The sequence below is a fragment of the Rhodopirellula sp. UH5 genome (assembly GCF_056839225.1).
Window position 1 is genome coordinate 4,051,979 of the sequence record NZ_CM166390.1, and the last position, 25,758, is coordinate 4,077,736.

General features: G+C 58.6%; 21 protein-coding genes. 10 read left to right on the forward strand and 11 right to left on the reverse strand.

What is annotated here, in order from left to right; translation table 11 throughout:
• Positions 1-39: 39 nt before the first annotated feature.
• From UH5x_RS14550 to UH5x_RS14560, 3 genes are all read left to right on the forward strand, one after another.
• Positions 40-981 (forward strand): ZIP family metal transporter, encoded by a 942-nt coding sequence (locus UH5x_RS14550; protein ID WP_482632811.1) that lies wholly within the window; start codon positions 40-42, stop codon positions 979-981.
• A 23-nt stretch (positions 982-1,004) separates the two neighbouring features.
• Positions 1,005-2,000 (forward strand): cation diffusion facilitator family transporter, encoded by a 996-nt coding sequence (locus UH5x_RS14555; protein WP_047815906.1) that lies wholly within the window; start codon positions 1,005-1,007, stop codon positions 1,998-2,000.
• 76 nt (positions 2,001-2,076) lie between these two features.
• Positions 2,077-3,939 (forward strand): alkaline phosphatase D family protein, encoded by a 1,863-nt coding sequence (locus tag UH5x_RS14560; protein ID WP_482632812.1) that lies wholly within the window; start codon positions 2,077-2,079, stop codon positions 3,937-3,939.
• A 1-nt stretch (position 3,940) separates the two neighbouring features.
• Here the strand turns inward: UH5x_RS14560 and UH5x_RS14565 are convergent, their stop codons facing one another.
• Positions 3,941-4,867, reverse strand: coding sequence for an alkaline phosphatase family protein (locus UH5x_RS14565; protein WP_482632813.1), 927 nt, complete (start codon positions 4,865-4,867; stop codon positions 3,941-3,943).
• Positions 4,868-4,997: 130 nt separating this feature from the next.
• Between UH5x_RS14565 and UH5x_RS14570 the strand changes: the two genes are divergently transcribed.
• Positions 4,998-5,282 carry an acylphosphatase gene (locus tag UH5x_RS14570; protein ID WP_482632814.1) on the forward strand — a complete coding sequence of 95 codons (285 nt, stop codon included), beginning with the start codon at positions 4,998-5,000 and terminating at the stop codon, positions 5,280-5,282.
• A 946-nt stretch (positions 5,283-6,228) separates the two neighbouring features.
• Here UH5x_RS14570 and gyrA read toward each other — a convergent pair.
• The gene (gyrA, locus tag UH5x_RS14575) at positions 6,229-9,177 is read right to left on the reverse strand and encodes a DNA gyrase subunit A (protein ID WP_482632815.1); all 2,949 of its coding nucleotides are present in this window, start codon (positions 9,175-9,177) and stop codon (positions 6,229-6,231) included.
• Positions 9,178-9,375: 198 nt separating this feature from the next.
• Between gyrA and UH5x_RS14580 the strand changes: the two genes are divergently transcribed.
• Entirely contained in the window at positions 9,376-11,214 is a 1,839-nt protein-coding gene (locus tag UH5x_RS14580) for an AAA family ATPase (protein ID WP_482632816.1), read from the forward strand.
• Positions 11,215-11,647: 433 nt separating this feature from the next.
• Here the strand turns inward: UH5x_RS14580 and UH5x_RS14585 are convergent, their stop codons facing one another.
• The 9 genes from UH5x_RS14585 to UH5x_RS14625 all read right to left on the reverse strand — a co-directional run bounded on the left by UH5x_RS14585 (position 11,648) and on the right by UH5x_RS14625 (position 20,800).
• Positions 11,648-12,430: a hypothetical protein gene (locus UH5x_RS14585; RefSeq protein ID WP_482632817.1), complete on the reverse strand. Its 783-nt coding sequence runs from the start codon at positions 12,428-12,430 to the stop codon at positions 11,648-11,650.
• A gap of 185 nt (positions 12,431-12,615) precedes the next feature.
• Positions 12,616-13,428 carry a class I SAM-dependent methyltransferase gene (locus UH5x_RS14590; RefSeq protein WP_482632818.1) on the reverse strand — a complete coding sequence of 271 codons (813 nt, stop codon included), beginning with the start codon at positions 13,426-13,428 and terminating at the stop codon, positions 12,616-12,618.
• On the reverse strand, positions 13,365-14,273 hold the full coding sequence (locus UH5x_RS14595) for a hypothetical protein (RefSeq protein WP_482632819.1): 909 nt from the start codon (positions 14,271-14,273) through the stop codon (positions 13,365-13,367). The genes UH5x_RS14590 and UH5x_RS14595 overlap by 64 nt, the downstream gene beginning before the upstream one ends.
• 28 nt (positions 14,274-14,301) lie before the next feature.
• A complete protein-coding gene (locus UH5x_RS14600; protein WP_047815711.1) occupies positions 14,302-15,165 on the reverse strand; it encodes a fumarylacetoacetate hydrolase family protein in 864 nt (287 codons plus the stop codon).
• An 83-nt stretch (positions 15,166-15,248) separates the two neighbouring features.
• On the reverse strand, positions 15,249-16,355 hold the full coding sequence (locus tag UH5x_RS14605; RefSeq protein WP_047815710.1) for a type III polyketide synthase: 1,107 nt from the start codon (positions 16,353-16,355) through the stop codon (positions 15,249-15,251).
• Positions 16,352-17,737, reverse strand: a complete 1,386-nt coding sequence (locus UH5x_RS14610) for an NAD(P)/FAD-dependent oxidoreductase (protein ID WP_482632820.1) — start codon at positions 17,735-17,737, stop codon at positions 16,352-16,354. Before UH5x_RS14610 ends, UH5x_RS14605 begins: the two co-directional genes overlap by 4 nt.
• Positions 17,680-18,435 (reverse strand): methyltransferase domain-containing protein, encoded by a 756-nt coding sequence (locus UH5x_RS14615; protein WP_047815708.1) that lies wholly within the window; start codon positions 18,433-18,435, stop codon positions 17,680-17,682. Before UH5x_RS14615 ends, UH5x_RS14610 begins: the two co-directional genes overlap by 58 nt.
• On the reverse strand, positions 18,432-19,430 hold the full coding sequence (locus tag UH5x_RS14620) for a 2-hydroxyacid dehydrogenase (protein ID WP_047815707.1): 999 nt from the start codon (positions 19,428-19,430) through the stop codon (positions 18,432-18,434). The genes UH5x_RS14615 and UH5x_RS14620 overlap by 4 nt, the downstream gene beginning before the upstream one ends.
• Complete coding sequence (locus tag UH5x_RS14625; RefSeq protein WP_482632821.1) at positions 19,427-20,800, reverse strand: prolipoprotein diacylglyceryl transferase; 1,374 nt, start codon at positions 20,798-20,800, stop codon at positions 19,427-19,429. Before UH5x_RS14625 ends, UH5x_RS14620 begins: the two co-directional genes overlap by 4 nt.
• A gap of 352 nt (positions 20,801-21,152) precedes the next feature.
• Between UH5x_RS14625 and UH5x_RS14630 the strand changes: the two genes are divergently transcribed.
• From UH5x_RS14630 to UH5x_RS14650, 5 genes are all read left to right on the forward strand, one after another.
• Positions 21,153-21,356, forward strand: a complete 204-nt coding sequence (locus tag UH5x_RS14630) for a hypothetical protein (RefSeq protein WP_047815705.1) — start codon at positions 21,153-21,155, stop codon at positions 21,354-21,356.
• Positions 21,357-21,607: 251 nt separating this feature from the next.
• Positions 21,608-22,945: a hypothetical protein gene (locus tag UH5x_RS14635; protein ID WP_482632822.1), complete on the forward strand. Its 1,338-nt coding sequence runs from the start codon at positions 21,608-21,610 to the stop codon at positions 22,943-22,945.
• A 39-nt stretch (positions 22,946-22,984) separates the two neighbouring features.
• Positions 22,985-24,115 (forward strand): Mrp/NBP35 family ATP-binding protein, encoded by a 1,131-nt coding sequence (locus UH5x_RS14640; protein WP_482632823.1) that lies wholly within the window; start codon positions 22,985-22,987, stop codon positions 24,113-24,115.
• 54 nt (positions 24,116-24,169) lie between these two features.
• The gene (locus tag UH5x_RS14645) at positions 24,170-24,925 is read left to right on the forward strand and encodes an SDR family NAD(P)-dependent oxidoreductase (RefSeq protein WP_482632824.1); all 756 of its coding nucleotides are present in this window, start codon (positions 24,170-24,172) and stop codon (positions 24,923-24,925) included.
• A gap of 61 nt (positions 24,926-24,986) precedes the next feature.
• On the forward strand, positions 24,987-25,736 hold the full coding sequence (locus tag UH5x_RS14650; RefSeq protein WP_482632825.1) for an MIP/aquaporin family protein: 750 nt from the start codon (positions 24,987-24,989) through the stop codon (positions 25,734-25,736).
• Positions 25,737-25,758: the final 22 nt, after the last annotated feature.

The following is a 25,758-nucleotide window of genomic DNA, read 5'->3' on the forward strand; positions in this document are numbered from 1 at the left end:
GCGTTTCGCCGCGTCCGTGCCCCCGCTTCGGCAATTGCCTTGTTTGTCCCCGAATCCCTGCTCGCGGTGTACTGTGTGCTGATCATCACGGCCTCGGTCAGTGGTGGCTGGTTGCCATCTTTGGTGCGGATGACACACCTCCGCACCCAGCTCTTGATGAGCTTTGTCGCTGGTTTGATGCTGGGCATCGCGATGCTGCACCTGCTGCCGCATTCGCTGCACAAAATCAGCTCCGCGTCCCAGGCCTGCGGAGGCGTCTTGGTTGGCATCATCACGATGTTCATCCTGCTGCGAACGTTCCACACGCATGTGCATGGGCACGGAGAATCGCACGATCACCATCATGCTCATGGGCATCACGACGCCCACGCTCACGCTCACGATCACGATCACAGCCATGAAGGGCACGCTCACGACCACGCCCACTCCAATGCCAAACGCGTCAGCAGCAAACCGCTCGGTTGGCTCGGCATGTTGTTTGGTTTGGGGCTTCACACCCTGATGGACGGGGTGGCTTTGGCGGCCAGCATCGCTGCGGAATCCCAGCATTCGCCGTGGCTCGGACTCGCTGGCCTGGGAACCTTCCTCGCGGTGGCACTTCACAAGCCTCTTGATGCCTTTGCGATCACATCGGTGATGAGCAAAGGTGGCTGGACATCGGCTCAGCGAACCATGGTGAACCTGACCTTTTCCATGGCCTGCCCCATCGGCGCGATCGCGTTCTACTTTGGTGCCACACAGTTTGCCAACACGGATATTCTGCTCGGGTGGGGGCTGGCACTCTCGGCTGGGTTCTTCATCTGCATCTCGCTCTCTGACTTGCTTCCTGAGGTTGCTTTTCACGACCACGATCGCCTGAAGCTGACCACCGCGTTGCTTCTGGGCGTCGCCCTGGCCGTTGGGATCGAAAGCCTGCCAGGTCACAGCCATTCCGTGGCTCCGACAGAAACCCCGGTCGTTTCGACCAGCGTGAATCCCTAACCCACTGCCCCAGAACCATTCCCATGGGAAGTTGCGACCACCATCATTCGGGCGACTCGGCTGGTGAATCCGAAAGCTGTGGAAGCTTGCACCATCACGGGCTGACCTCCGCTGGCCAGTTCGACACTGTCAGCGATGCGAGGTTGCTGTGGTCAGTGTTGCTGAATCAATTCCTGACAGTTGCCCAAGTGATCGCGGGAATCTTCTCGGGCAGCGTGGCCTTGCTGTCCGACGCGGCCCACAACTTCAGCGATGCCAACTCGTTGCTGATCGCCTACATCGCTCGGCGAATCGCTCGCAAAGAAGCCAACCAGCGGTACACGTTTGGTTACCGCCGCGCCGAACTGATCGGGGCCACGATCAACCTCACTCTCCTGGCGGTCGTCGGCTGCTACTTGATTTACGAAGCCATTCATCGATTCTTCGACCCGCAACCGATCATCGGTTGGTTGATGGCCGCCGCCGCAGGAATCGCCTTGGTCGTGGATCTTGGGACGGCATTGCTGCTGTGGGCGATGAGCAAGGGCTCACTGAACGTTCGCGCTGCCTTCATTCACAACTTGGTCGATGCCGCTGGCAGCGTTGCCGTTTTGATCGGTGCTGCGGCCGTCATCTACCTGGACTGGCTGTGGGTGGACGCGTTCCTGACGCTGTTGATCGCGTCCTACATCCTCTACCAAGTCTGGCAGATGCTTCCCGAAGCGACTCGCATTTTGATGGAAGGTGCGCCCGCCAATTTCAAACTGGACGAAATGATTGCTGACCTCAACAAGATCGAAGGCGTCTCCGGAATCCACCACGTGCACCTCTGGGAACTGGACGAATCGCATCGAGCACTCGAAGCCCATGTGGTCATCGAACCCACGAGGTATGAAGACCTCGAACCCATCAAACGTCTCATCAAGACCTATCTGATCAACGAACACAACATCCGCCACTCCACGCTGGAGTTTGAATTCGCGGCCACATCCGACTGCCACGATGCCGATGGCAACCTGATCCACGGCAACTGCCCTTAGAAAACACGGGCCACGCGTCCGGCAGGTACACTGGGAACCCCCACTCCCCCCCTGCCTCATCGACACAGATTGCCCCATGACGCGTTTTCTCTCGACAGTGCTCGTCCTCGCACTTGCGGTTCTGGCCTCGGATCCTTCCACCGCCTCAGCCCAGCGTGATCCCAATCGAATGACTCACGGCCCCATGCTAGGCCAGCCTTCCGCCACCAGCGTGGCCGTGTGGGCTCGCACGTCGGACGCGGGTGAGTTCACCGTTCACTTCGGAACACGACCACCCGAAAACCATGGCGGGGATTTGTCGGACCGCGTCAGCGAACCTGGCCGAACACGCATTGAACATGACAACACGGGCGTGGTGATGCTCAGCGATCTCCAACCCGACACGCGCTATCACTACCGCATCTACGTCAACGATCGCCCGCAAGGCGAGCCAGGAACATTCCGCACTCTGCCTGACCAAGCAGGATCTGAATCGGAGCACAATCCTGATGGGCTGTTCAACTTTCGTTTCCAGATTGGTTCGTGCGCCAATCAAAATCCGCTTCACGGAATCGGACACGACAGCCCCACCTACAAACACCTCAATCAAGACTGGGCGGACAAAGTCCACTTTCACATCATGAACGGGGATTGGCTGTACGAAGAACTTCGAGAGTACCCGGCCGAAGCTTGGCGACTGACGCAGGGCATCGACGAGCTCCCGCAAGTGGTGGAAGCCATGCCAACCGTGACCGGCGTTTGGGAGAACTACAAACTCTACCTGACTCGCAACCACGCGTTGTCGACCTGGCATCGCAACGTGCCATCACTGTTCACCTTCGATGACCACGAATTGGTCAATGACATTTGGGGAGCTTCCGAGGCGGGCAAACGCCACCGCCGAACCGTCTTCCGCGACATCGGAACTTACGCCTGGAACGACTACCTGGGCTGGGCCAACCCCGTCGAATCCAAACAGCGATTGCATGTTAGCACAGCGAAACTGACCGCGGGCAGTGACTTGCTCATCGATCGCCAAACCAACTTCCGGCAACTGCCACTGAATGAGATGCTGAACCTGCACGTGCACTGGGGAACCGACACCGCAGGCGTCAATGACATGATCTACGACACCGACGACGGCGAAGCCAACTCGTATGTCTATGACATCGTGGAAGTGGTCGATGAACACACGGTCCGACTTCACATGCCCGCCAAAGCCGACGGCCAAGTCAGCTACTCCATCGGACAACGCAGCTATGGAAAATTCAGTGTCTCCAACTGCGACTTCTTTTTGCTCGACACTCGCGGCGACCGCGACATGCACGATGTTTCGCAGCGGGACAAACCAGGTGTTTCGATGCTGGGCAAACATCAACGCGAATGGCTGCTGCGTGAGATGAAAGCCAGCGATGCCAAGTTCACCTTTCTGATTTCCAGCGTCCCGATGATGATCCCACACAGTGGTGCGGGCGGGTTCGAAGCCGACGAAGCCAACAAAGAAGAAGCCTGGACAGGCTTCCTGGACGAACGAGAAACGCTGATCGATGCCTGGGACGAAATGGACAAACAAGTCTTCGTGATGACGGGCGACCTGCACAACAGCTTCGCGATTCGAGTGACCGACAACGTCTGGGAATTCTGTTGCGGCCCGCACAACAGCGTCAATCACGTACCAGAACTCGACGAAAGCAATCGCCCTGCGACGGGGCGGTTTCAATTCGGACCGCGTGAATGTGACATCCGCTGGAGCAGTTACGTGCTGGCCGACCTGCCACGATTGGAACGGCTGTACCCGCATTTCTGTGTGGTGCAGGTCAACAACGTCTTCAACATGCCGGTCAAACAAGGCGACAAACGCTTGGTTGCCTACCCGCATCCGCAGGTGGTGTTCCAGTACTACGACGGCTGGACAGGCGAACTGGCTTACGCGGAATCCGTCTCGTTACCGCGAGAGTGAATCACTGCTTGGAATCGGCTTCGGATGCCGTGGACACTGGCTCCAGCCATCCATCCACGCTTCCGGCGAGTTTCCAATCGGGCGCAATTGGAATCTGCAGGTGAGTCAACGCGAGAGCGACCAGATCCACCGTCGCGGGGAGTGCTGATCCAACAGGTCGCTCAACCTGGGCACCCTTCTTTGCAGAAGCTCCACTGACGATCATCGGCACCGTGTAGACATTCGGATTTTCGCGTCCGCCTCCGTGCCCGGTTCCTTCGCCACCATGGTCCGTGCTCACCAGAATCAACCAGTCCTCAGCGGAGTAAGTTTGTCGTTGCTTAACCGCTTCGAGCAGTTCACCCACCATCCGGTCAACGTTCTCAATGGCGGCGACATAAGGTGGCACGCTGGGATGAAAACCATACGAGTGACCGGTTTCGTCTGTCGACCCAAAGTAGATGAACGTCCAATCAGCGTCATCGTTTTGCAAGACAGGGATTGCCGACCAAGCCAGTGACTGGTCCGCTGCTGTCCAGACAGTCGAAGCGGTGGCATTCTTGCCAGGTGTGACAACGACATCGATGTCCGCATCGGTTGTCACGTGCGTTCTCAATGGTGTCCAACAAAGATAAGAGGCCGTTCTCAAGTTGGGTTTGACTTGCTTGGCCAACGCAAACCCGTGCGGCGCGGCCTTGGCATCGCGTCCCTTGAAAGAGTTGTCGAGCACACCGTGTCGATCCGCCCAAACGCCTGTTAGGAATGTGGTCCACCCCGGCCCACTGACGGTGTCACTGTCCGTGACATCGTCCGAGGTCACTCGTGTTTCGAGACACAGAGTGCCGTTTTCAGCCAGCGAATCCAAGTGGGGTGTCTTGGCCGTGACGAACGCATCACGACGCAAACCATCGATGCCGATGGTCAACACCTTGGGCTCGCCAGCACTCAAGATCCCCGCAAGCAAGGAAGCCGAACATACCCAAGCAACGCCAACTGAACTCAAACGCAACCAATTCATAAACCGACCGTGTGGTGTGATCTGGATTGTCGAAACTGAAAGTCGGCGTCACCATAATCCAATGAAAGCTATCAAACAAATACGGAAGGTCGTTCGCTATCGAGGCGATGTGCAGGGAATTGGATTCCGAGCCAACGCGATTCATCAAGGACGCGGACTCAACGTGGCCGGCTTCGTTCGCAACGAACCCGACGGAGACGTCCTTCTGGACGTGCAAGGGCCGGAAAAAGACGTGCGTGAACTGCTTCGCCGGATCGGCGACTCGATGGAAAGAAAGATCAACGAGACGTCGATCGATGACCGCGACCCGCTGCCGGATCGCGAAAAATTCTCCATTCGTTATTGAGAAAGAAACATCAAACGCCAAGGTTCGATGAGCTGAGGAGGGCGAGCATTGAACCCAGCGTATGGCTGGGCTGTTCAATCTTTAGGGTTGCAGCGTTTCTGGTGTGCGCAAGTCTCTGCCTCGCATCAACAAGTCACCTCTCCCTCAGCTTTGCTGGGGGAGAGGTCGAACAGGCCGATGGAGGCCCTGTTCGGGTGAGGGGGCGATTCACAGCAAACCGGCTTTTTGGCCTCGTTTCGCACATCGCGTGCCCCCTCACCCGGATCTCGCTGAACGCTCGCTCCGACCTCTCCCCCAACTTTGTCGGGGGAGAGGTGACAGCCAAGAAACTGTCCACGAAAACGCTGTGTCAACACCAAGTTTTGAACAGCCCAGCGTCATCCTGGACTGCGAAAATTTCGGTGTTGTGGAGCGTATTCGTTTGCGCAAGTTTTGATCCCGGTAGGGATTTCAGAGAGTAGCCGTCGGTAAGCGATAGCGCCACCGACGGACATGCCCGCGTCGCCACTCTCCCTCCCGACGTGGCCCTCGGCCACGGTGGGAGCGAGAGTTTATCAGGGGGGGCTCGCTTACCGGGGGTGTGCTGCTACGCAGCGACCCCCCGCTACCATCTGACATCCCTACCGGGATGGAGAAAGACAGAAGCCGGAAGAAAATTTGCATCTGCTATCAGCAGCGCCAATAGCAAACATTTAGCAGTCCAGCGTCAGCCTGGGCGTGAGAACCGTAGCGAACGCCAAACGGCTCCCATCCCCAAAGACTCCTGCATGCCTGCTTAGCAACGCGTGAACAACAAGTGACGATGTTAGCGGTGTGGCGCAAGCCGCCCGGTGAGGCACCGGAGGGCTCGCGCCCTTCCGCTAAGTCACTTGTTGTTCACGTGGTGCTTAGGGACGGCTTTGCGCGAACGCATCGCCGTGACTGTCAGGTCAGACCTGATCTAACCTCATTCCGGAGCCGCATCCGTTTCCGGACCGGCATCCGCTTCTGTCGGGCCCTCGGCTTCTGCCGCGACTTCGGCGGAGGGATCGGCTTCAGTGGTGGCTTCCGCTTCGGAATCTTCGCCTTCGTTCTCTTCCGCTGGCACGCGAACGACCGCGATCAATTCATCGCCGTCATCGACGTTCATGATGCGAACACCTTGTGTGTTACGCCCGATCACGTTGATATCGCCGGCACTGATTCGTTGCAGCTTGCCTTTGGCGGTCATCAAGAACAGCTCGTCATCGTCGTTGACACGAGCGATTCCGATCACCTTGCCATTTCGTTCGCTGGTCTTGATATCGCGCAGACCTTTGCCGCCACGTTTTTGGGTGCGATAGCGAGCCGAACCGCTGGACGATGCATTTTCGTCGTCACCGCTTTCGCTGGAATCGCTGCTGTCGTCCGAGTCGTTTTCGGCAACGTCTGACACATTGGGTCCAAACGGCGTTCGTTTGCCGTAACCGTGTTTGCAAACCGTCAGCAGGGTCGCATCGGGATCGGTCACCACCATTCCCACCACGGCGTCGTCGCCGACCAAAGAGATCCCCTTCACGCCAGACGTGTTTCGTCCCATCGGACGCGAATCCGATTCACGGAAACGGATCGCCATGCCGTCGGACGTGACCAAAATGACTTCATCGCCAGGTCCAACCACCGCAGCATCCACCAATTCATCGCCTTCGCGAAGTTTGATGGCGATGATGCCGCCTCGTTTTGGTCGACTGTATTGTTCGAGCGGAGTCTTCTTCACCAAGCCGCTCTTGGTCGTCATCACGATGGTGTGACCAGGCTGATTGAAATCGCGAACGGCCAAGCACTCCGCGATCTGCTCGCCCTCTTCCATTTGCAACAGGTTCACGATCGCACGGCCCTTGGCATCACGAGCGAGCTGCGGGATGTCATAGACCTTCTGCCAACGGACTTTCCCTGCCGTGGTGAAGAACAACAGGTACGCGTGCGTGCTGGCGACGAACAGGTGCTCAATTGGATCTTCGGTGTCGCTCTTGGCACCCTTCATGCCTTTGCCGCCACGACGCTGCGTGTTGTAAACGCTGGTCGGCGTGCGTTTGATGTAACCACGGTGACTGATGGAAACAACCATCGTCTCTTCCGTGATCAAATCTTCCAGGTCGATGTTGCCCAGCTCTTCGTTGCTGATCTCGGTTCGACGCTTGTTGCCAAAGCGACGCTTCATCTCCTCAAGGTCATCCTTGATGATGCCATTGATCCGGGTGGGGCTGGCCAGGATCTCGATGTAGTCGATGATTTCCTTCAGCAGCTCAGCGTGTTCACCCGAGAGCTTCTCCTGTTCCAAGTTGACCAATTGGCCCAAACGCATGCGAAGAATTTCGTCGGTCTGGACGCTGGTCAGCGTGTACGCATCGGCTTCGCCGCGTTCCAACTGGAACTGTTTGAACCCAACATCACCAAGAGCCCGCTGCATCATCGATGCGGGGCACTGGATGCCCATCAAGCGTTCTTTTGCTTCGGGCTGAGTGCGGCTGGTGCGGATCGTTTGAATGATCTCGTCGATGTTGGCGAGTGCCAGCAACAAACCTTCCACGGTGTGTTTGCGACGACGGGCCCGAGCAAGCAAAAACTGGGTACGTCGACGAATGACCGTGACACGGTGACGCAGGAACTCTGCCAGCATCTCCTTCAACGTCAGCTCACGAGGCTTGCCGTCGACGAGAGCCAAGAAGATCAGCGAGAACGTGTCCTGCAGCGGCGAGAACTGATACAGCTGGTTCAAGATCACATCGGGATCTTCGCCACGTTTCAGCTCGACCACCAATCGAACGGGTTCCTTCAGATCGCTTTCATCGCGAATGCCGGAGATCCCTTTGATTCGGTCTCCGTTCACGAGCGCCGCGATCTTTTCAATGATCCGGTCGCGATATTGCTGGTAAGGAATCTCGGTGATGACGATGCGACTTCGGTTGCCCTTCATCTCTTCGATTTGGCAACGGGCACGCACGACCATCGTGCTTCGTCCGGTCTTGTAACCGCGACGCACGCCGGCGCGGCCACAGATGATGCCGCCCGTCGGGAAGTCAGGGCCGGGAATGATCTCGCACAGCTCATCGATCGAAGTGTCCGGTTCTTCGATCAACTTGATCAAGGCATCGCAAACTTCAGTCGGGTTGTGAGGTGGGATGCTGGTTGCCATCCCGACCGCGATGCCACCTGAACCGTTGATCAACAAGTTGGGGAACTTGCTGGGCAAGACCGTTGGTTCGGTTCTCGCTTCATCGTAGGTCGGGATGTAGTCGACGGTGTCGAGTTTCAAGTCTTCCAACATCGCGGCTGCGACGGCGCCCATGCGAGCTTCTGTGTATCGCATGGCAGCCGGAGGCAACCCCGCGACGCTCCCGAAGTTCCCCTGCTTGTCGATCAACAAGCATCGCATGTTCCACTCTTGAGCCATCCGAACGAGCGTCGGGTAGATCACACTTTCACCGTGCGGGTGATAGTTCCCCGAGGTGTCACCGGAAATTTTAGCGCATTTGACCCGCTTGCTGCCTGGGCCGAGATTCAAGTCGTTCATGGCAACCAAGATCCGACGCTGAGACGGTTTCAATCCGTCACGCACATCGGGCAAGGCTCGACTGACGATCACGCTCATCGCGTACGTCAGGTAGCTCTCGCGAAGTTCGTCTTGGATGGGCAGATTGACCATCCGCAGCGCACCATGCCCCCCGTGAGGGTCAGGAGGGCCGGCGTCATCGCCAGGCGGTGGGGCCGCACCACCGGGAGGACCTCCAATACTGGGTGGATCGACCATCCCGCCACCGGAGGAGGTGTCGGTGGTGTCAGCCCCGCTTTCCTGGCCGCCGTTGTCCTCTGCGGATCCGTTCACTTCGCCCGCGTTTTCGTCGCCTGGTTCCTGATTTTCGCCGTCTTCAGCCAAGGGATTTGCTCGTTTATCGCGGGGGAAGCGGGCGGGTGCCGATCAATGATCCGCAGGCCCAAAGTTGGAATGCCTATTTTACCTCGTTCAATCGTTTTTCACAACGCCGTGGGGCTTTCTGAACATTGACGCAAGCCATTGTTTTCCAAATACTTACGACGGTCTTTTTGATGCCCTTGTCACCCTCGGATTCCAGCCATGAGTTCCCCCAGCGACGACGCGATCCTGCAATCCATTCGGCTGTATCGCGAAGCCCTTCAGCAAACGCTGAATCTGTTCGTCGAATCGGGTGAAATCGCTGAGGGCAGCTACGGTTGGCTGGCAGGAGCCGACAAGGCCGCATCAGCCAGCAACCGCAACCTGCCCCAGCAGATGGCTGACCTGCACGAAGGTTTCGTGATGAAGGTGTTCGCGACCATGGTGCCCGCCAGCAGCGCTCGCAACCTCGAACAACGCCAGCTTGGTCGGATCCTCCTGGAACACGTGTGGGGCGAAACCGTTCAAGGCAGCAAACTGCACGAAGCGATCGATTGGCTGATCACCACTGCCGAAGGCTTTTCCTGGTACGAAGTCACCCGCCCCTTCCTCGAAATCCCCTCGCTTCGCGACCGCTGGGGCGAAGTCATCACTGCGGCAACCCGGATGGCGAACCTGATCGCGATGGTCGACGGGGACGACAGCAGCGATGAACGCACACGATTGCAGTCCCTGCTCGATGGCCTGGAAAACGCCAAGCACGTCGCCAAGTCACCCACCAGCGTCACCGCGACGACGGAAATGCCTGAGTCCCCGACGCTGGATCATCAAGCCGACCTGGACAATGCTCGCGAAGCGATCTCCTGGTTGCGTTCCGAAGCCAAACGACTGCATGAAGGCACAGGCCACGACGCCGCGAACAAGCCCCTGCCAACACGCGCCGGTGGCGGTCCCCCTGCCTCCGCCGACACCCCCCGAACCACCCCCAAGGAACCGGAAGAAATTGACGCACGAACGGCCGAAGAACGCTTGGCCGACGCGCGAGCCAAACTGGATCGCTTGATCGGACTGGATGCCATCAAGAATCAAATTCAAACGCTGGCGAACTTCCTGGCGATGGAACGCCACCGCGCCCAAGCAGGCTTGCCCACGACCAAACCCAGCCTGCACATGGCCTTCGTTGGCAATCCCGGCACCGGCAAGACCACCGTCGCTCGGATCATCGCGGAAATCTACGGCGGACTGGGCGTGCTAGAAAAGGGCCACTTGGTGGAAACCGATCGCAGTGGCTTGGTCGCCGAATACGCTGGCCAAACAGGCCCCAAGACCAACGCGAAAATCGATGAAGCGCTCGATGGCGTGCTGTTCATCGATGAAGCCTACACGTTGATCGATGAAAGCGGCCAAGACCAATACGGCCGCGAAGCCATCCAAACCCTGCTGAAGCGGATGGAGGACCAACGCGACCGCTTGGTTGTGATTCTGGCGGGCTACCCCAAAGAAATGACGAAGATGATCCGCAGCAACCCGGGACTCAGCTCACGGGTCGGCACCACCATGCACTTCGACGACTACGACCCCGAGGCCCTGTGCCGGATCTTTGAACTGATCGCTGCCAAAGCCCAGTACGTGATCCCCACCCAGAGCCGACGACGACTCCTGCGTGGCTTCACGCATCTGTACTTCAATCGCGATCGCCACTTTGGCAACGGCCGGACGTCTCGCAACTCGTTCGAACGCAGCGTCCGCCGCTTGGCAAACCGAATCGCAGGTTCCATGGAAATCACGCGAGAATTGCTGACCACGCTTCAGCCTTCCGACATCGAAATCCCAGACCTCACCGACGCTCAACTCGATGCCATGACCGAACCCAGCGGCATGATCCGAGTCACCTGCCCACACTGCGACACGCCTCAGGTGATCGATGACACCACGATGGGCACGACCACCAACTGCACCTCGTGCAGCGAACCCATGGACGTCCAGTGGGGCAGTCCCGTGATCGACCTGAAAGCCCCCGCCGAACCTCACCCCGAGCAAGTCAGCCCACCCGAAGCATAACTTTTGAAGTTGCGCTGTTGCAGTGGGTTTTGTTGGCCAACGGCCATCCTCATCGAAGCCAGGGGCATCGCCCTTGTCTTTACTTTTATCCCGGTAGGGATATCAGATGGTAGCCATCGGCAAGCGATAGCGCCACCGATGGACATGCCCTCCCACGCCGCCACTCACCATCCCGCCGTGGCCAATGGCCACGGCGGGATGGTGAGTTTTTTTGCGGCTCGTTTCCCTGGGGTACGCTGCTACGCAGCAACCCCAGGCTACCATCTGGCATCCCTACCGGGATGAAGAAGGACTGACGTCGGAACAAAACAGACGTCCCCAAGAAGCCGCCAACGCCGAAGATCGGGCAGCCCAGGCCAACGCCGAAACGGCTCTGTAAATCAACGGTCGCACCACGCGACTCGCGTCGATCACAGCGGCATTTTGCGATCGATCAACCGCGAAGCGGACGATACAAGTCCAACTCTTCACGTCCCATCAACTGCGCATAGATCGCTGCGATTTGGCGTTGGCCTTCCCGCAACATTTCTTCCGCGTCGCTGGTCTCTGCACCGGCGAGTTCAAACCAATACTCATCAGAGTCAGGCTTGGCAAACCCGCGTGCCTCCTCCGGCAACCCAGCCACAATCACACATTCGCATTGCTGTGATTCGGGTGCGTTGTCATCGGCACCGGCAAGATTCTGATACTGCAACCGGTAGTCCGGCGGGATGGAAACCTCCGATTCATCGTCAGCGTCCGCTTCTTCATCGGGCTCGACCACAACGTCCACGGTTTCGACCGCTGTCACCATCACGTTGGGCCACACCCGACCTCGCAGCAAATCGGACCGGGTCACCGCGAGCAACCCGTCCTGGATCCACTCGCCAATCGTCACCGGCAAGGCAGCGGGAATCTCATCACCACGCTGCGCCGCGATCGCATTGAAAGCCAACGGCGACAGACTTCGATCCGGCAACATCGGAGACGGAAGGTCCCAGCATTCCGCCAGCTCACGCCCATCCAACCAATGCCGCCCGAACCAATCCCCACGAAAGGTGGGACCGATTCGCTGAGCCGGTTCGTCGGCATTTGGACGGTCAGCCCAGGCGTCCGCGCCGCCCACCAAAGTCACATCGTACCCGAGGAAACGACCATACAGAGCCGCTTCAATCCCCAACTCCGTGGTGCCAATCACAACAATGGAACCAGGAGGATCGAGGGTGGAATCATTCATAAAAGCAAGCCGATTCTCGGCAAAAACAAAGCGTTTCGAAAGCGAAAAGGAACCCCATGCCGCCTACGGGCGGTCGCGTATCGTCGGGGCTGCGTCCCAAACTGACAAGTGCCATTGCAAACCGCGCTCGTGGTCGACCGCAGCTTGATTTTCGGATAGATCGAATAGAGACGTAGCGAAAGTCGTCAAGACTTTCGAAGATCACGGGACAGTCGAAACCCTTGACGAGTTTCGCTACCCGAAGATTCAGCTGTAACAGACCACGAGGACACCTGCCCATCCTGCTTGGGCAATCGACGATACAGACGAGCCTGCAGAAACCCGTGATTGAGCACCTGAGTTCGATGCACGCTCCACTTGTCCGCGCCCAAGAACGGCTCCACCGCGACCAAAGACTGCGACGTGAGCCCGGTCTGCCAGGCGAAGAAGCGATGCATCACACCGCTCCAAAACTTCGCTCGCAGACGCCGCCAACCCGAGGAAGGCAGCACGAAGTCGACGTGATAAAACCAACCTCCCGGTTCGACCAACGCCAACCACTTGGGCAGGTGGCAACGCAATTCCGCTTCGCGAAAACAATCCAGGAAGAACGGCGTGATGACGCAAGCGAACGTCTGCCCCTTCGCACTCCAATCCGTCGCGTCCTGACCTACCAAACGAACTCGATCACTGGCCCCCCACTGAAGCACTCGCTCTCGTTGAAGCCGCAACATCTCCGGGCTTTGTTCGACGCTGGTGACGAAAGCATGAGGCTGCGTTCGCAAGACCTCCGCCAACAAACGGCCGTCCCCCTCGCCCAGCATCAGAATGCGAGCGACCGGCGGCAACTCCGACAACAACGCCATGCGAGCCCGTTGCAGCTCATTGCGGAAGACCGGTTTCTCCAGCAACCAATACCACCGAGCCAGACGGTCATAACCTCGCACCGAGTCGCTCAAAGAATTGCCCAGCAAATCACTGGCAAAACGATCAGCGACCAATCGGCCATGGGCACCCATCGATCAAACCAAGGTCGTCGGACATCGACCGATGACGACCAGCGACTCCATTCACTGAGGCCCCTGCCCTTCCATCGCCAGCAACAGGTTGTTGCAAGCAACGCGATGGAACTGCCGAGCAAACAAACCGCCATCAGCAAAGGCAACCCACCGACGATCCCGCTGACTCCCGCCACCGCCGCCACGCCCCACGTTGCCACCAGCTCACACCGTGAGCTTCTGGAGCGATCTGCATCGAAATTTTGATCCGCCACCGATTCTCGCTTCGCGACCGCCCAGCAATTTGCAGTGAACAGCAGTGCCGACGCGGCACACGCCACCCCCAACGAAACACTGGGGGCCTCCAACCAAGCGATCAAGCTGACGCCGGCGGCAAAGATCACACCGACCTGAACTTCCTTCGCGAAAACGTGCCGGACCGTGGAGCGTCCTGGCCAGAAATGCACGCCAGCCCCATACACCAACACGGATGTCGCAACCAACAGCCCCATCCGGATCACGACCGTATCCATCCAGGCCACGACCACCCCACTGGCCGCCAACAAAACGGCCACCCAAGTCAGCATCCAAACCCTCGCGTGTTGGTGATGCATCCGGTGGCGGACCAGATGGGGTCGCGACAGATCCAATCGCGACCCATCCAGCAACCGGTCGGCGACGTAGATCAGCCACACGACCGAGGCCAAGACAAACGATTCGTACCAGTGTGGCGTTCGCCCACAGAATGCCAGGATAAAAACAAACTGCCAGAGCAGCGCGACCAAGACCGCATCGAACGACAGCACGTTGAGCCAACAGGCCAACGGCAGTCGCTCGGCAGGCGTCACCGTTGGCTGAAGCGACACAAACACTGCTGTTGGCGTTGAGCTGGGCTCAGGATCCTGCACCTTGAACAATCCGATTGGACAACGTGCCCACACCACCGATCGTGATGTTCACAACGTCATCGGGAAGCAGCGTGAAATCACTGGTGGGAACAATTCCGGTTCCGGTCATCAAGAACGCTCCGTCGGCCATCGTGTTGTCACGTCCCAGCCACTGAACCAAATCGTCAAACTTGCGAGCCATCTCAGCCGCCGACGTCGCTTGATCAAAAACGATGGCTCCATCGCGCACGATCTTCAGGTCCACGGTGATGGCATCGGCCGAGGGCAGCTCATCCATCAACGTGATCCACGGACCCAGCCCCGCGCATTGGTCGTAGCATTTCGCCTGTGGCAGGTACAACGGGTTCTCCCCTTCGATGTCCCGCGAGCTCATGTCGTTGCCGACCGTCAATCCAACGATCTTCAACGCGGGACTGAGCACCAATGTGATCTCCGGTTCCGGCACATTCCACTTGGCATCGGTTCGAATGCGAAGCGGTTGTTGGTGGCCGCTGACGCGGGATGGTGTGGCCTTGAAAAAGATCTCTGGACGATCCGCGTTGTACACCCGGTCGTAGCACGACGCGGCGGCTTCGGACTCTTCCATCCGTGCCGTTTGACTGCGTTTGTAGGTCACCCCGGCGGCCCAAACTTCTTGCTGATCGATGGGTGGCAACCACTGCGTTGAATCATCGATCGCGATGGATTGATCGCGGGCCAAGGACGCCGCCGCGGCCTTGGGATTCTCCGCCGCCAGAATCGCAGACAACGTGGGAAGCTCCGCCGTCGTTTGAAGCGGGATCAGGTTGCCGTCTTCGACCAAAGCAACGCGAATTTGGCCGGCTGAATCAATGCATTTGGTGATATTCATGCCAACAGAATACCCTCGGCCCGGCCCTGTCAGAAGACCTCCGGGCCAAAAGTGACGCTCCCCCGAGAAGCAGTCGCAATCGCTCAGCGAATGACGGCGACTTCGATTTCAAGGCCGGGACCAAATCCCAGCATCAACCACGGACCAGGCACGTTTCGTTGCTGGAACTTCTGCAGAACAAACCCGAGCGTTGCCGACGACATGTTGCCGTGCTCCCGCAACACTTCCCGAGAAATGTCCAGCGCGTCCGCTGGCAACTCCAACGCGGTTTCGACCGACTGCAAAATCCGCACGCCGCCGGGATGCACCGCCCAACCGCCGATCGAATCCAAATCCAATCCCGATTTCGCCAGCCAAGGCACGATGAAGTCTCGCAGGTTCTTTTCAATGAATCCGGGCACACTGGATTCGAGTGTCATGATGAATCCGTTGTCACCAATCCGCCACGTCATGGCATCGTGACTGTCGCGAATCAGGCAGGATCCCACCGAGACGATTTCGCCCAGCGGGGAATCGACACTGCTTGATTCAGGACAATCGTCCCCGGCAACAATCAACCCAGCGGAACCATCGGCGAACAACGACCCGGACACAATCCGCTGAGCGTCGTAACCATACTGATAGTGCAGGCTGCAAAGCTCGATGCAAACGATCAAGACCACCGCATCGGCGTCGGCCGCGACCAACCCTCGTGCGGTACGAAGAGCGTTGACCAACCCATGGCAACCCATGAACCCAACTTGGATTCGCTGGGTTGTGATTGGCAAGCCGAGCTGGTCAATCAGCTGCACATCGATTCCCGGCGCGGTGAACCCTGTGCAAGTGACGGTGACCACGTGCGTGACGTCGTCCGGCGAGATGCCGCTGCCATCCAGAGCAGCTTGTCCCGCTCGGCATGCGAGCACGGGCGCTTCGGCCGCATACCGTTCGTTGCGAGTGGCCATGGTGGGCCCACGATCAGCACCGTCTGCCAAAGGCGGGTAGAACGACTGGGTCAGCTCGCCCGCATCACCTTTTTCGACCAGCACACTGCCGCGTGTGTCGACTCCGGTTCGGCGATAGAGTTTGGCCAGCTTGAGAGCTTGGGTTTCGTCCTCGCACGACATGCTTTGTGCGCAGTGGGTCGAAAACGCGAGGTCGGCTTGATTTGTCGGATGAGCCGTCGCGATGGAAAGAATCTGGGCAGTCATGAAGAGACGTGAGTCCGAAGAGAAGTGTCCGCGAAGCTCGATGCGGTGCGGTGGATGGGGGACGTTGTGTCGAAACGCGGGCCGTTTGCGAGACTACGAGTGAAAGGAACTGCCAACCAATCTGCACGTCGGAGACCGTGACATGCGAACCAGCGAACCGGACGGTATCGAACCATCCTGGTGACCCAGCGACACAATTGCCGACGGCGGGTTTGAAACTTCAATGCTCGAAGGTCCCAGTTTGCACCAAAATCGCCTCCACCGTTAGGCGTCATCTGCGGCATCCGATACAAAGCCCACAAATCAGCCACCGCCAAACCGCTCTCAATTCCCCAGGTCATTCCTTCGCCGGTGAGCGGTTCCACGTACCCAGCCGCATCGCCAATCGCGACGATTCGCCCCCGTCCGCTCACCCGTTTTCGCCGCAGCGGCGGGGTTGTTTGCCAATCAGCGACCTCGCAGAACCAATGCTCCAGTTGCTGGGATTGCGATGAATTGAACCGCCCCGAGGCCAACAACAGAGACAGCACTTGCGACTGAATGGCCTGCCGCCCCCCGCCCGTGTCGGAAGCCAATTTCCTTCTCGGATGAATCGCGGCCGCCAGATCCAAGGCACCACCAGGAAGCCGCACGATCCCCACGTAACCCTCTGCTCCACAATGCATTTGGATCTCGCCGAGGTCCAATTGCCACCCCATTTGCTGGGCGTCACGTTCGCTCATGTGCGCGGAAATCCCCATCGGACCATGGGGGGTTTCAACCCACGGAAGATCCGCCGCATCACGCTGCCGGAACCGACCCGTCAGCCCCGCCGACACAACCACCAAATCAAACGTCTCCGGCGAACCCGAACCAGTCTCGATCCAAACCTGCTCCTGCGACTCCCTGACAATGGTCGCCTCGCAAGGCTGACGCACCTCAACGCCGGACTGAATGGCGAGCTGAAGCAGATGCTGGTCCAACTCCGCCCGCGAAAGTGCAACGCCTTCCCGGAACCCGATGCAGACACCAGGCACAGGCCGTCGTGAAGCACTCATTTCTGCCGCGGAAGCCGCTTTCGACGAAGACGATTGAAAGAAACCTTGGAAGAACTTCGTCGGAACGCCGCGTTCTCGAACCGATTGACCAACGCCAATCGCATCCAAAGCCGCCAATCCCGCCGCTCCCAAGCAACACCCGCAAACTTTTTCGCGTGGGAACACCGACTTTTCGAACAACGTGACCCGGGCACCTCGCTGAGCAAACCGAATGGCTGCGGCAGATCCCGCCACGCCCGCGCCAAGGATCGCGACCTTTCCCAAGTCCCGAGTTTCGTCGTCCCCGGTCACGGAATGGCACCCGACAGAATCGGCGACGATCTCCCCGCCAATTCTGCCACGCAAGCCTGGTCAATCACTGCCAAGTAACGACACGGAAAAGAAATCCGGACCGGAATGTCGTACCCCATCGCTTGTCGAAGCAGCGCCGAAAACTCGGGACGACTGAACGCGGCACGAACACTGGCGGTGGCATCGTGGTGAACCACATCGCTCCGCGAAACCAAACGAGACGCGGCGGCAACCAAGGCCAGATTGACGGACGAACGATCCAAATCACAGATCAACACCGAGCGTTCGCTCACACGCCACATCTCTTGGATCAATCGGACCGCTTGGTAGTTTTCCAAATGGTGCATGAACAACGAATTGGTCACGACATCAAACCCCGACGGCAATCCATCGGTCAAACAATCTCGCACGACCGTTCCCAACGTCACGCCGGCAGCCTTGGCCGATTCCAACGCCACGTCCATCGCGTACTCGCTGCGATCCAGCGACGTGACTTCCATCCGAATGCCTTGACGCTTGGCTCGCCTCAGCCAATCGATCGGCAAATCAGCGCTGCCACTGGCAACATCCAAGACCCGCAGAGGCCGCCGCGGCTGCTGGGCCGCCAAGCGGACCAACCGAGGATAAAAGACCCTTGAAACCAAACTGATTCGGTTCAACCGAGCCAATCCAGCCAGAGCTTGTCGATGACGCTCAGGATCTAACCCCGGATCGTCCATCCATTCATCACTGCGAACACGTGCGGAAGTCATGATGGTGTGGCAACCACCTCATTGACCAATTCTTCACCCCGACTGAATGCATCGATGCTCTGAAGTGTGGTTTGAGCGATCGTTTCCAAAGCTTCCCGGGTGAAGAACGCCTGGTGGGAAGTGATCAAGACATTGGGAAACGTCATCAATCGTGACAGCACATCGTCCTGCATGACTTCCTGAGAAAGGTCTTCGAAAAACACACCGGATTCTTCTTCGTACACATCCAATGCAAACCCGCCCAATTGCCCGGATTTCAGTCCTTCGATGGCCGCCGAGGTGTCCACCAAACCGCCACGTGATGTGTTGACCAACATCGCGCCACGTTTCATTTTGCTGAGTCGATCCGCATTGATCAAATGGTGTGTTTCCGGCGTCAGCGGGCACTGCAACGAAACCAAGTCGGACTCCGCCAGCAGACGCTCCAAGGCAACATACTCGCCGAGCTGCTTGGCTTCTTCGTTCGGGTAGGGATCGTACAACAACACCCGGCACCCAAACCCGTTCATGATCCGCGCCAAAACGCGACCGATTGCACCGGTTCCAATCACACCGAACGTTCGTCCGTGCAGATCGAATCCCAAGAACCCGTCAATGGAAAAGTTGTTCTCACGCACTCGGTTGTAAGCTTTGTGAATCTTGCGATTCAAAGTCAAAATCAGCCCCACCGTGTGCTCCGCAACCGCGTACGGCGAGTAGCGAGGGACCCGCACGACTCGGACTCCGAATTTCGCCGCAGCATCCAAATCCACGTTGTTGATGCCAGCACACCGCATCGCCAGCAAGCCAATCCCAAACTCGCTGAGCTTCTCCAGAACGGACGCATCGAGTGTGTCGTTGACGAATGCGCAAACGGCGTCACAGCCATCCACCAAGACCACGGTGGAAGCGTCCAAGCGGTGTTCCAAGAACACCATTTCATGACTGAAGTTTTCCGCCGCCGCCGACAAAAATTTCTCGTCGTAAGGCTTGGTGCTGAAACAGGCGATCTTCATGAATCGTTCTCGTTTTCCATGGGTCCATTCTCGTTTCCAGCCACACCTCGCCAACGAATGAACAAAGCGATCAAACTGGCCGCAATGACCATCAAACTGACCCACTGAGAGATCGACAACGAGGTTCCAAACTGACCTTTCTCATCGACGCGAATCCATTCCAACACGATTCGCAACACGCCATAGGCGATGAAACCAATCAGCATCAACACTCCCGGCCGACTCCCTCCTGAGATTGCTCGCTCAGTCGCGGCGTCACTGGTTCGCTTGGGTGCTCGGTGCAGGATTCGTTCCACGATCAGCAATACGACGAACATGATGGCTGCAAAAACAGAACTGATAATTTGCGTGCCCCAAACGGGCTCCGCAATCGCCGGCAGATCCTGCGGCGAAAATCTCGCCAAAACTTCGTCACCTTCCAGCACAAACACCCCGGGCAGGGCTTCTTCCACCGGCCGGTCCAGCGGCACCTGGTCTCGGTAAGAACTGTCCAAAGCAATCCTCAACGTTTGCCCGGCTTCAATTCCTGCTTGGCTGGCCAAAGAATCGGGACGCACCGCATCCACGATCAATCGCGACTGACCGGGCGGGACTTCATCTTCGGATGAGATCGGTCGCCCTTGGATTCCCAACAACTCGCCCGACAACAGTTGCTCCGCGTGAACCTGGGATCCAGCCGGGAACCGAACCGCCAATGGCCCGGATTCACACGCGCCCCCGTAGCAGCACCCGTTCATCAGGCACCCCAAGCGGCCAAACAACAACCCCACAAAGATGCAGGGGATGATCACATCGCCGATTCGCCAGATCGGTGTCCCGTGCCGTTTCAACGCGATCAACGAAGCGATGAACCCACCGATGAAGCCGCCATAGACGACCAAACCGCCCTGATTCAGCGCCGCCATCGACAGCAGCGTTTCCGTCCAGGTCGGCCGCAGAAAATCTTCGAAGTACTGCGTGACATAGAAAATCCGGGCTCCGAGCAAGCCACCGATGAAGGTCCAGGGGGCCAGCTGCAAAATCGAATCTGCCCCCAATCCGGCACGCTCCGCCCGCCAGGCAGCCAAGCCCACCGACGCGATCGCCGCCAGCATCAGGAACATCCCGTACCCGCGGACCGCCACCCCGACCGGTTCGCCCAGCGAGTTGACCAGCTCCGTTCGCGGAACCACGAAAACCAAGATCACCGCCGCCATCAGGGCAAAGCCAGCGATTTGGCGAATGGCGGCGACTGCCCCCACGCCACCGCGACGAGATTCCCAGCCCACAAAGGCCAACACGGCGATCACCAAAAAAAACAACGCCCAACCCACCCCAAAAAGGGGCCAGCCCGCGAATTCATGTGGGAACAATAACAGCGTCCGACGCATGGTTGCCTGTCGAAAGAGGGTCTATCCATCAAATGCGTGCGTAATTCGCACCGCGCTCGCCACAACAAATTCCCGTGGCAGATGCCTTTATCGTCGCATCGATCCGCTTGAAACGATAGGCGGATTGGGTCCCGACAACTGCTGCGAGCGGTCCAACCCGACCGAACTGCGATGAGGAAATGGCGAAATCGCGTGAACTTGGGTATTTTCTTTTCATCGAACTATACTGACGGCCAAACCTAGAAGGCGAGTTTGTTATCCTTGCCTCGCGAGCTGTCTCGCTCGCCTGAACCGGGCCCCGTCCCGACCGAACTGCACCCTGATTCTCCGACATCGATTGAGGTTCCCGTCCATGCCCAAGGCTCTTTGTCTAATCAGCCTTGTGGCGTCCATCCTGCTGCTGGTGCTGTTCGGAGCCGATTTGCTTCTGGGGCTGGCTGGAATGAGCGACATGGCTCCCCTCGGGTCGGCCAGCATGTTGATGAACTTCGGGTTCGTCATTTTCGCTGGATTGCTGGCTTTTCTCAGCTTCACCACCTATCGCGAACAGCGTTAGCGGACGCCTCGGCGGCAATTCTCGATCGCCGCGTTTCTCCCGGTCCCCCTGTTCGACCGCACGTTTTTCGGAACGCACCCCGCCCTGCCTCTGTGCCGCCGGCGATCGATTCGGCGTGTCCTGATGCCCTCCCTCCCCCGATGGGCACAGCCAATGCATTAAACTGCTGGGCCGTTCCCTAGGCCCACCCACCTCCTGCCCTCCGATTCCCGCCCCAACTCCCCTCCCTCCTTTCCCCTGGAGTCTCCTCGATGCGCCCATCGTCCCCCCTGCACCGCCGTCAGTTTCTGGCCACCAACCTGGCCGCGGGTTCTGCTCTCTTGGCGAACACGTCCCCCTTTGCGTTCGCAAAAGAATCGGCGGGCGAAACGGGACCCCTGGAAACGCTCGTGCCCACCCGCACGATCACCCACGGGCCAAAGTTCCACTGGTTCGGGTACTACGACAAACAAGAGTTCGATCCCACGGGCCGCTTTGTGTTGTCCAATGAAATCGACTTCGAAGGCCGCAGCCCCAACGCCGAGGATCGCATCGGTGTGGGCTACGTTGACACGGCCAACGACGACCAATGGACCCCGCTGGGCACCAGCCAAGCTTGGGGATGGCAACAAGGATGCATGCTGCAGTTCGTCGGCCAAGACGGCAAGCGAGTGCTTTGGAACGACCAAGATGGCGACCGCTTCGTATGCCGTCTCCATGACTTGGATTCAGGAAAAACCCGAACCATCGATCGCCCGATTTACACGATCAGCCAAGACGGCCGGACCGGTTTGTCCGCCGATTTCCGGCGGATCAACAACCTCCGTCCGGGATACGGTTACTCCGGCCTGGCTGATCCACATGTCGACGAGCGTGCCCCCGAGGAATCCGGCGTGTGGCGGGTCGATTTGCAAACCGGTCGCAGCGAACTGATCCTGTCGCTGGCCCAAGTCGCTCAATTGCCGTGGCCGGACGGCGACAAACACGCCGACGCTTGGCACTATTTCAACCACCTTCTGATCAATCCCTCCGGCACACGTTTCATCGTGCTGCATCGATATCGTCCCGAGTTCGATCCGGCGACACTGCAGTACAAAGGCGGTTTCGTGACGCGCATGCTGACCGCCAACATGGACGGATCCGACCTGCATGTGCTGGACCCTTCCGGATACACCTCGCACTTCATCTGGAAAGGCGATGACGCTGTGACGATGTGGACTCGTCCCGCCGGCCAACCCAACGGCTTCTATGTTTTTGACGACCAGACCGACGTCGTTCGCCCGGTGGGGGCTGACAAAATGCCCAGCAATGGGCACAACACCTACTTGGCGGGCGACCACGGGGACTGGATTCTCAACGACACCTATCCCGATCGTTCCCGACGCCAAACGGTCTATCTGTACCACGTCCCCAGCAACCGCCGGTTTGACCTGGGCCATTTCCCGTCGCCCAAACGCTACACCGGCGAATGGCGTTGTGATACACACCCAAGATGCAGCCCCGATGGCCGAACCGTTGCCATCGACAGCCCGCACGCGGTTGACCAGAACGAAGGCGGACGCCAAGTTCACCTGCTGGACATCGGCGAATTGCTGGATGCCAACTCGTGACACCGCTTTCTTTGATCTTGATCGCCCCTGGTTTTTGAAATGACGACTCCCGTCGAACCCGACCCCCTGATCGCCTCCCTTCGCGAACGAATCGGCCAACACCCGGATCCCGAAACCGGCCGGCCGATCCAAAGCACCGGGCAATTGGGTGAAATCACGCTGGACGGCGACACGATCAAGCTGTCCGTCGGGATCACGTCCCACTGCCAACCGATCGCCGACGAAATCGCGGACACGATTCGCGATCTGGCCCTGACCGTCGCACCGGGCAAAACCATCGAGGTGCAAACACCTGTGCATGCTCGCCCGCCGGCTCGTTTGGGCCAGGTTGGCTTGAAAGCCAAAAGCGTGATCCTGGTCGGCAGCGGCAAGGGCGGCGTCGGCAAGAGCACCGTGGCAACCTCACTTGCACTGACGCTTCGTCGCTTGGGGGCAACCGTTGGCCTGATGGACGCCGACGTGTACGGCCCCAGCGTCCCACACCTGCTGGGATTGTCAGGACGACCGGCGATCTCCGAGGACAAAAAGATCGAACCGATTCGCCTCGGTCCCAACGGCGAATCAGGAGTCCCACCTGAAACAGTTGGCGCCATGCCGGTGATGTCGATGGGATTCTTGCTGGAACCCGATCAAGCCGTGATCTGGCGTGGCCCGATGCTGCACGGTTCGATCCAACAATTCCTTCGAGACACGTCCTGGGGCGAACTGGATTACTTGGTCATCGACATGCCACCGGGCACCGGCGACATCGCCTTGACGCTCTCCCAAGCGATTCCGATCACCGGAGCGGTTGTGGTTTGCACGCCACAAGAAGTCGCTTTGCTGGATGCCGTCAAAGCCATCAGCATGTTCCGCAAGGTCAACATTCCGATCGCGGGCATGGTTGAAAACATGAGCGGCTTCACTTGCCCGGATTGCGGCAAGACCTACGACATCTTCGGTCGTGGCGGGGCACGCGACAAAGCCGAACAACTCAGTGTTCCCTACTTGGGCGGGTTGCCAATCGACATCACGCTTCGCGAAGCGGGCGACGCAGGCAAATTGGCGGAGGTCATCGCCACCGACCACCGTGCCCGCGCCCCGTTTGATCAAGTCGCTCGATCCTTGGTCCGAAATCTGGCTGCGAAAGCCGCTTCGGCGCCGCCCAAGGCCTCGCTCCCAACACTGTGAGTTCAGCAAGTCGCTTGATCCAGTTCGCTTTCTTCCGTTCCCACCGAGTCCTCGATGCCTTCCCAATCACGCCCCGTCGCTCTGGTCACCGGCGCCGCCACTGGTGTGGGTCGAGCCTGTGCGATCGGACTGGCCCGACAAGGGCACGACGTCGTGATCAATTACTCTCGCAGTGAAACCGAAGCCAAGCAAACCGCTGCCGACGTGGAAGCCCTGGGCGCGAAATCCATGTTGGTTCGCTGCGACGTTTCGGTCGACCAAGACGTTCGCGAGATGATCGATCAAATTCGCGAAACGTTCGGTCGCCTGGATTGCTTGATCAACAACGCGGCCACGACCGAGTTCATTGAACACGCCCAATTGGAAACGCTCACGGAACCGATGTGGGACCGCATTCTCGGCGTGAATTTGAAAGGGCCATTCTTTGTCACGCGTGCCGCCGCAGATCTGCTTCGCGAAGGCGAGGGTGGCTCCGTCGTCAACGTCAGCTCGGTCGCAGGAATCACCGGTTCAGGGTCCTCGATCGCTTACTGTGCCAGCAAGGGTGGCCTGAACACGCTGACCAAATCTCTGGCACGAGCCCTCGCCCCCGAAATTCGCGTCAACGCCGTTTGTCCCGGTCCGATCGATAGCCGCTGGATTCGGCAAGGCAATCCCGACTGGGACCTGGAGGCAATGGTCGCGGACTACCCGTTGCCCAAAGCTTCTCAGCCAGAAGACATCGCCGACGCAGTCCTGTTCTTTGCGACGGGAACCAGCATGACGACCGGCCAATTGCTGCCTGTCGACGGCGGCCAAACACTCGGCTGAAACTCATTCGTCGAATCCCAGCATCTCGCCCGACATTATCAAATCGTAGAAAGGTGGATCCATGCATCCGTATGTGGCAGAGTTTATCGGGACGATGTTCCTGGTCTTGTTTGGAAATGGCGTGGTTGCGAACGTCGTTCTCCCCCAAACGAAAGGGAATGACGGGGGCTGGATCGTGATCGCTGCAGGCTGGGGGATCGCTGTTTTCATCGGAGCATTCTGTGCCAATGAATTCAGTGGGGCTCATCTGAATCCCGCGGTCACACTCGCAATGTACTTGGCGGACGAAGGGTTCAGTCTGGTCGACAGCGGCGGGTACATCGGCGCCCAAATGCTGGGTGGGATGGCTGGCGCGTTGCTGGTTTATGTGTTCTACCGCGAACATTTTCGCCAGGCGTCCGACGATCCGGATGGGATGCTGGCCTGCTTCAGCACGGCTCCGAACATTCGCAATCTCCCCCAAGCGTTTGTCTGCGAAATGATTGGAACGTTCGCTCTGATCCTGCCCATTTTCTTGTTGGTGGACCCGGGCTTCAGTGCCGGGGCAGAACCGACTGAGAACGCTCCGATGCTAGGCCTGGGATCGATTGGGTTGTTGCCCGTTGGCTTGCTCGTGTTTGGCATTGGACTGTCACTGGGAGGACCAACCGGTTACGCGATCAATCCAGCCAGGGACCTTGGCCCGCGATTGATCCACGCCTTGCTACCCATCAATGGAAAACAAGGCAGCGATTGGCAGTACGCCTGGGTTCCCGTGCTGGGTCCGCTCACCGGTGCTGCCTTGGCCGTCCTGGTCAACTCGTTTTTATAAGCTAAAAACGGCCAGAGAGAGC

Excerpts from the sequence above, each read along its gene's own strand:
- UH5x_RS14590 (WP_482632818.1), bottom strand. The coding sequence starts at position 13,428 with ATGGGTGCCCATGGCCGATTGGTCGCTGATCGTTTTGCCAGTGATTTG.
- UH5x_RS14580 (WP_482632816.1), top strand. The coding sequence starts at position 9,376 with ATGAGTTCCCCCAGCGACGACGCGATCCTGCAATCCATTCGGCTGTAT.
- UH5x_RS14555 (WP_047815906.1), top strand. The coding sequence starts at position 1,005 with ATGGGAAGTTGCGACCACCATCATTCGGGCGACTCGGCTGGTGAATCC.
- UH5x_RS14640 (WP_482632823.1), top strand. The coding sequence starts at position 22,985 with ATGACGACTCCCGTCGAACCCGACCCCCTGATCGCCTCCCTTCGCGAA.
- UH5x_RS14560 (WP_482632812.1), top strand. The coding sequence starts at position 2,077 with ATGACGCGTTTTCTCTCGACAGTGCTCGTCCTCGCACTTGCGGTTCTG.
- UH5x_RS14630 (WP_047815705.1), top strand. The coding sequence starts at position 21,153 with ATGCCCAAGGCTCTTTGTCTAATCAGCCTTGTGGCGTCCATCCTGCTG.
- UH5x_RS14650 (WP_482632825.1), top strand. The coding sequence starts at position 24,987 with ATGCATCCGTATGTGGCAGAGTTTATCGGGACGATGTTCCTGGTCTTG.
- UH5x_RS14620 (WP_047815707.1), bottom strand. The coding sequence starts at position 19,430 with ATGAAGATCGCCTGTTTCAGCACCAAGCCTTACGACGAGAAATTTTTG.
- UH5x_RS14585 (WP_482632817.1), bottom strand. The coding sequence starts at position 12,430 with ATGAATGATTCCACCCTCGATCCTCCTGGTTCCATTGTTGTGATTGGC.
- UH5x_RS14605 (WP_047815710.1), bottom strand. The coding sequence starts at position 16,355 with ATGACTGCCCAGATTCTTTCCATCGCGACGGCTCATCCGACAAATCAA.
- UH5x_RS14600 (WP_047815711.1), bottom strand. The coding sequence starts at position 15,165 with ATGAATATCACCAAATGCATTGATTCAGCCGGCCAAATTCGCGTTGCT.
- UH5x_RS14615 (WP_047815708.1), bottom strand. The coding sequence starts at position 18,435 with ATGACTTCCGCACGTGTTCGCAGTGATGAATGGATGGACGATCCGGGG.
- UH5x_RS14570 (WP_482632814.1), top strand. The coding sequence starts at position 4,998 with ATGAAAGCTATCAAACAAATACGGAAGGTCGTTCGCTATCGAGGCGAT.
- UH5x_RS14635 (WP_482632822.1), top strand. The coding sequence starts at position 21,608 with ATGCGCCCATCGTCCCCCCTGCACCGCCGTCAGTTTCTGGCCACCAAC.
- UH5x_RS14645 (WP_482632824.1), top strand. The coding sequence starts at position 24,170 with ATGCCTTCCCAATCACGCCCCGTCGCTCTGGTCACCGGCGCCGCCACT.
- UH5x_RS14625 (WP_482632821.1), bottom strand. The coding sequence starts at position 20,800 with ATGCGTCGGACGCTGTTATTGTTCCCACATGAATTCGCGGGCTGGCCC.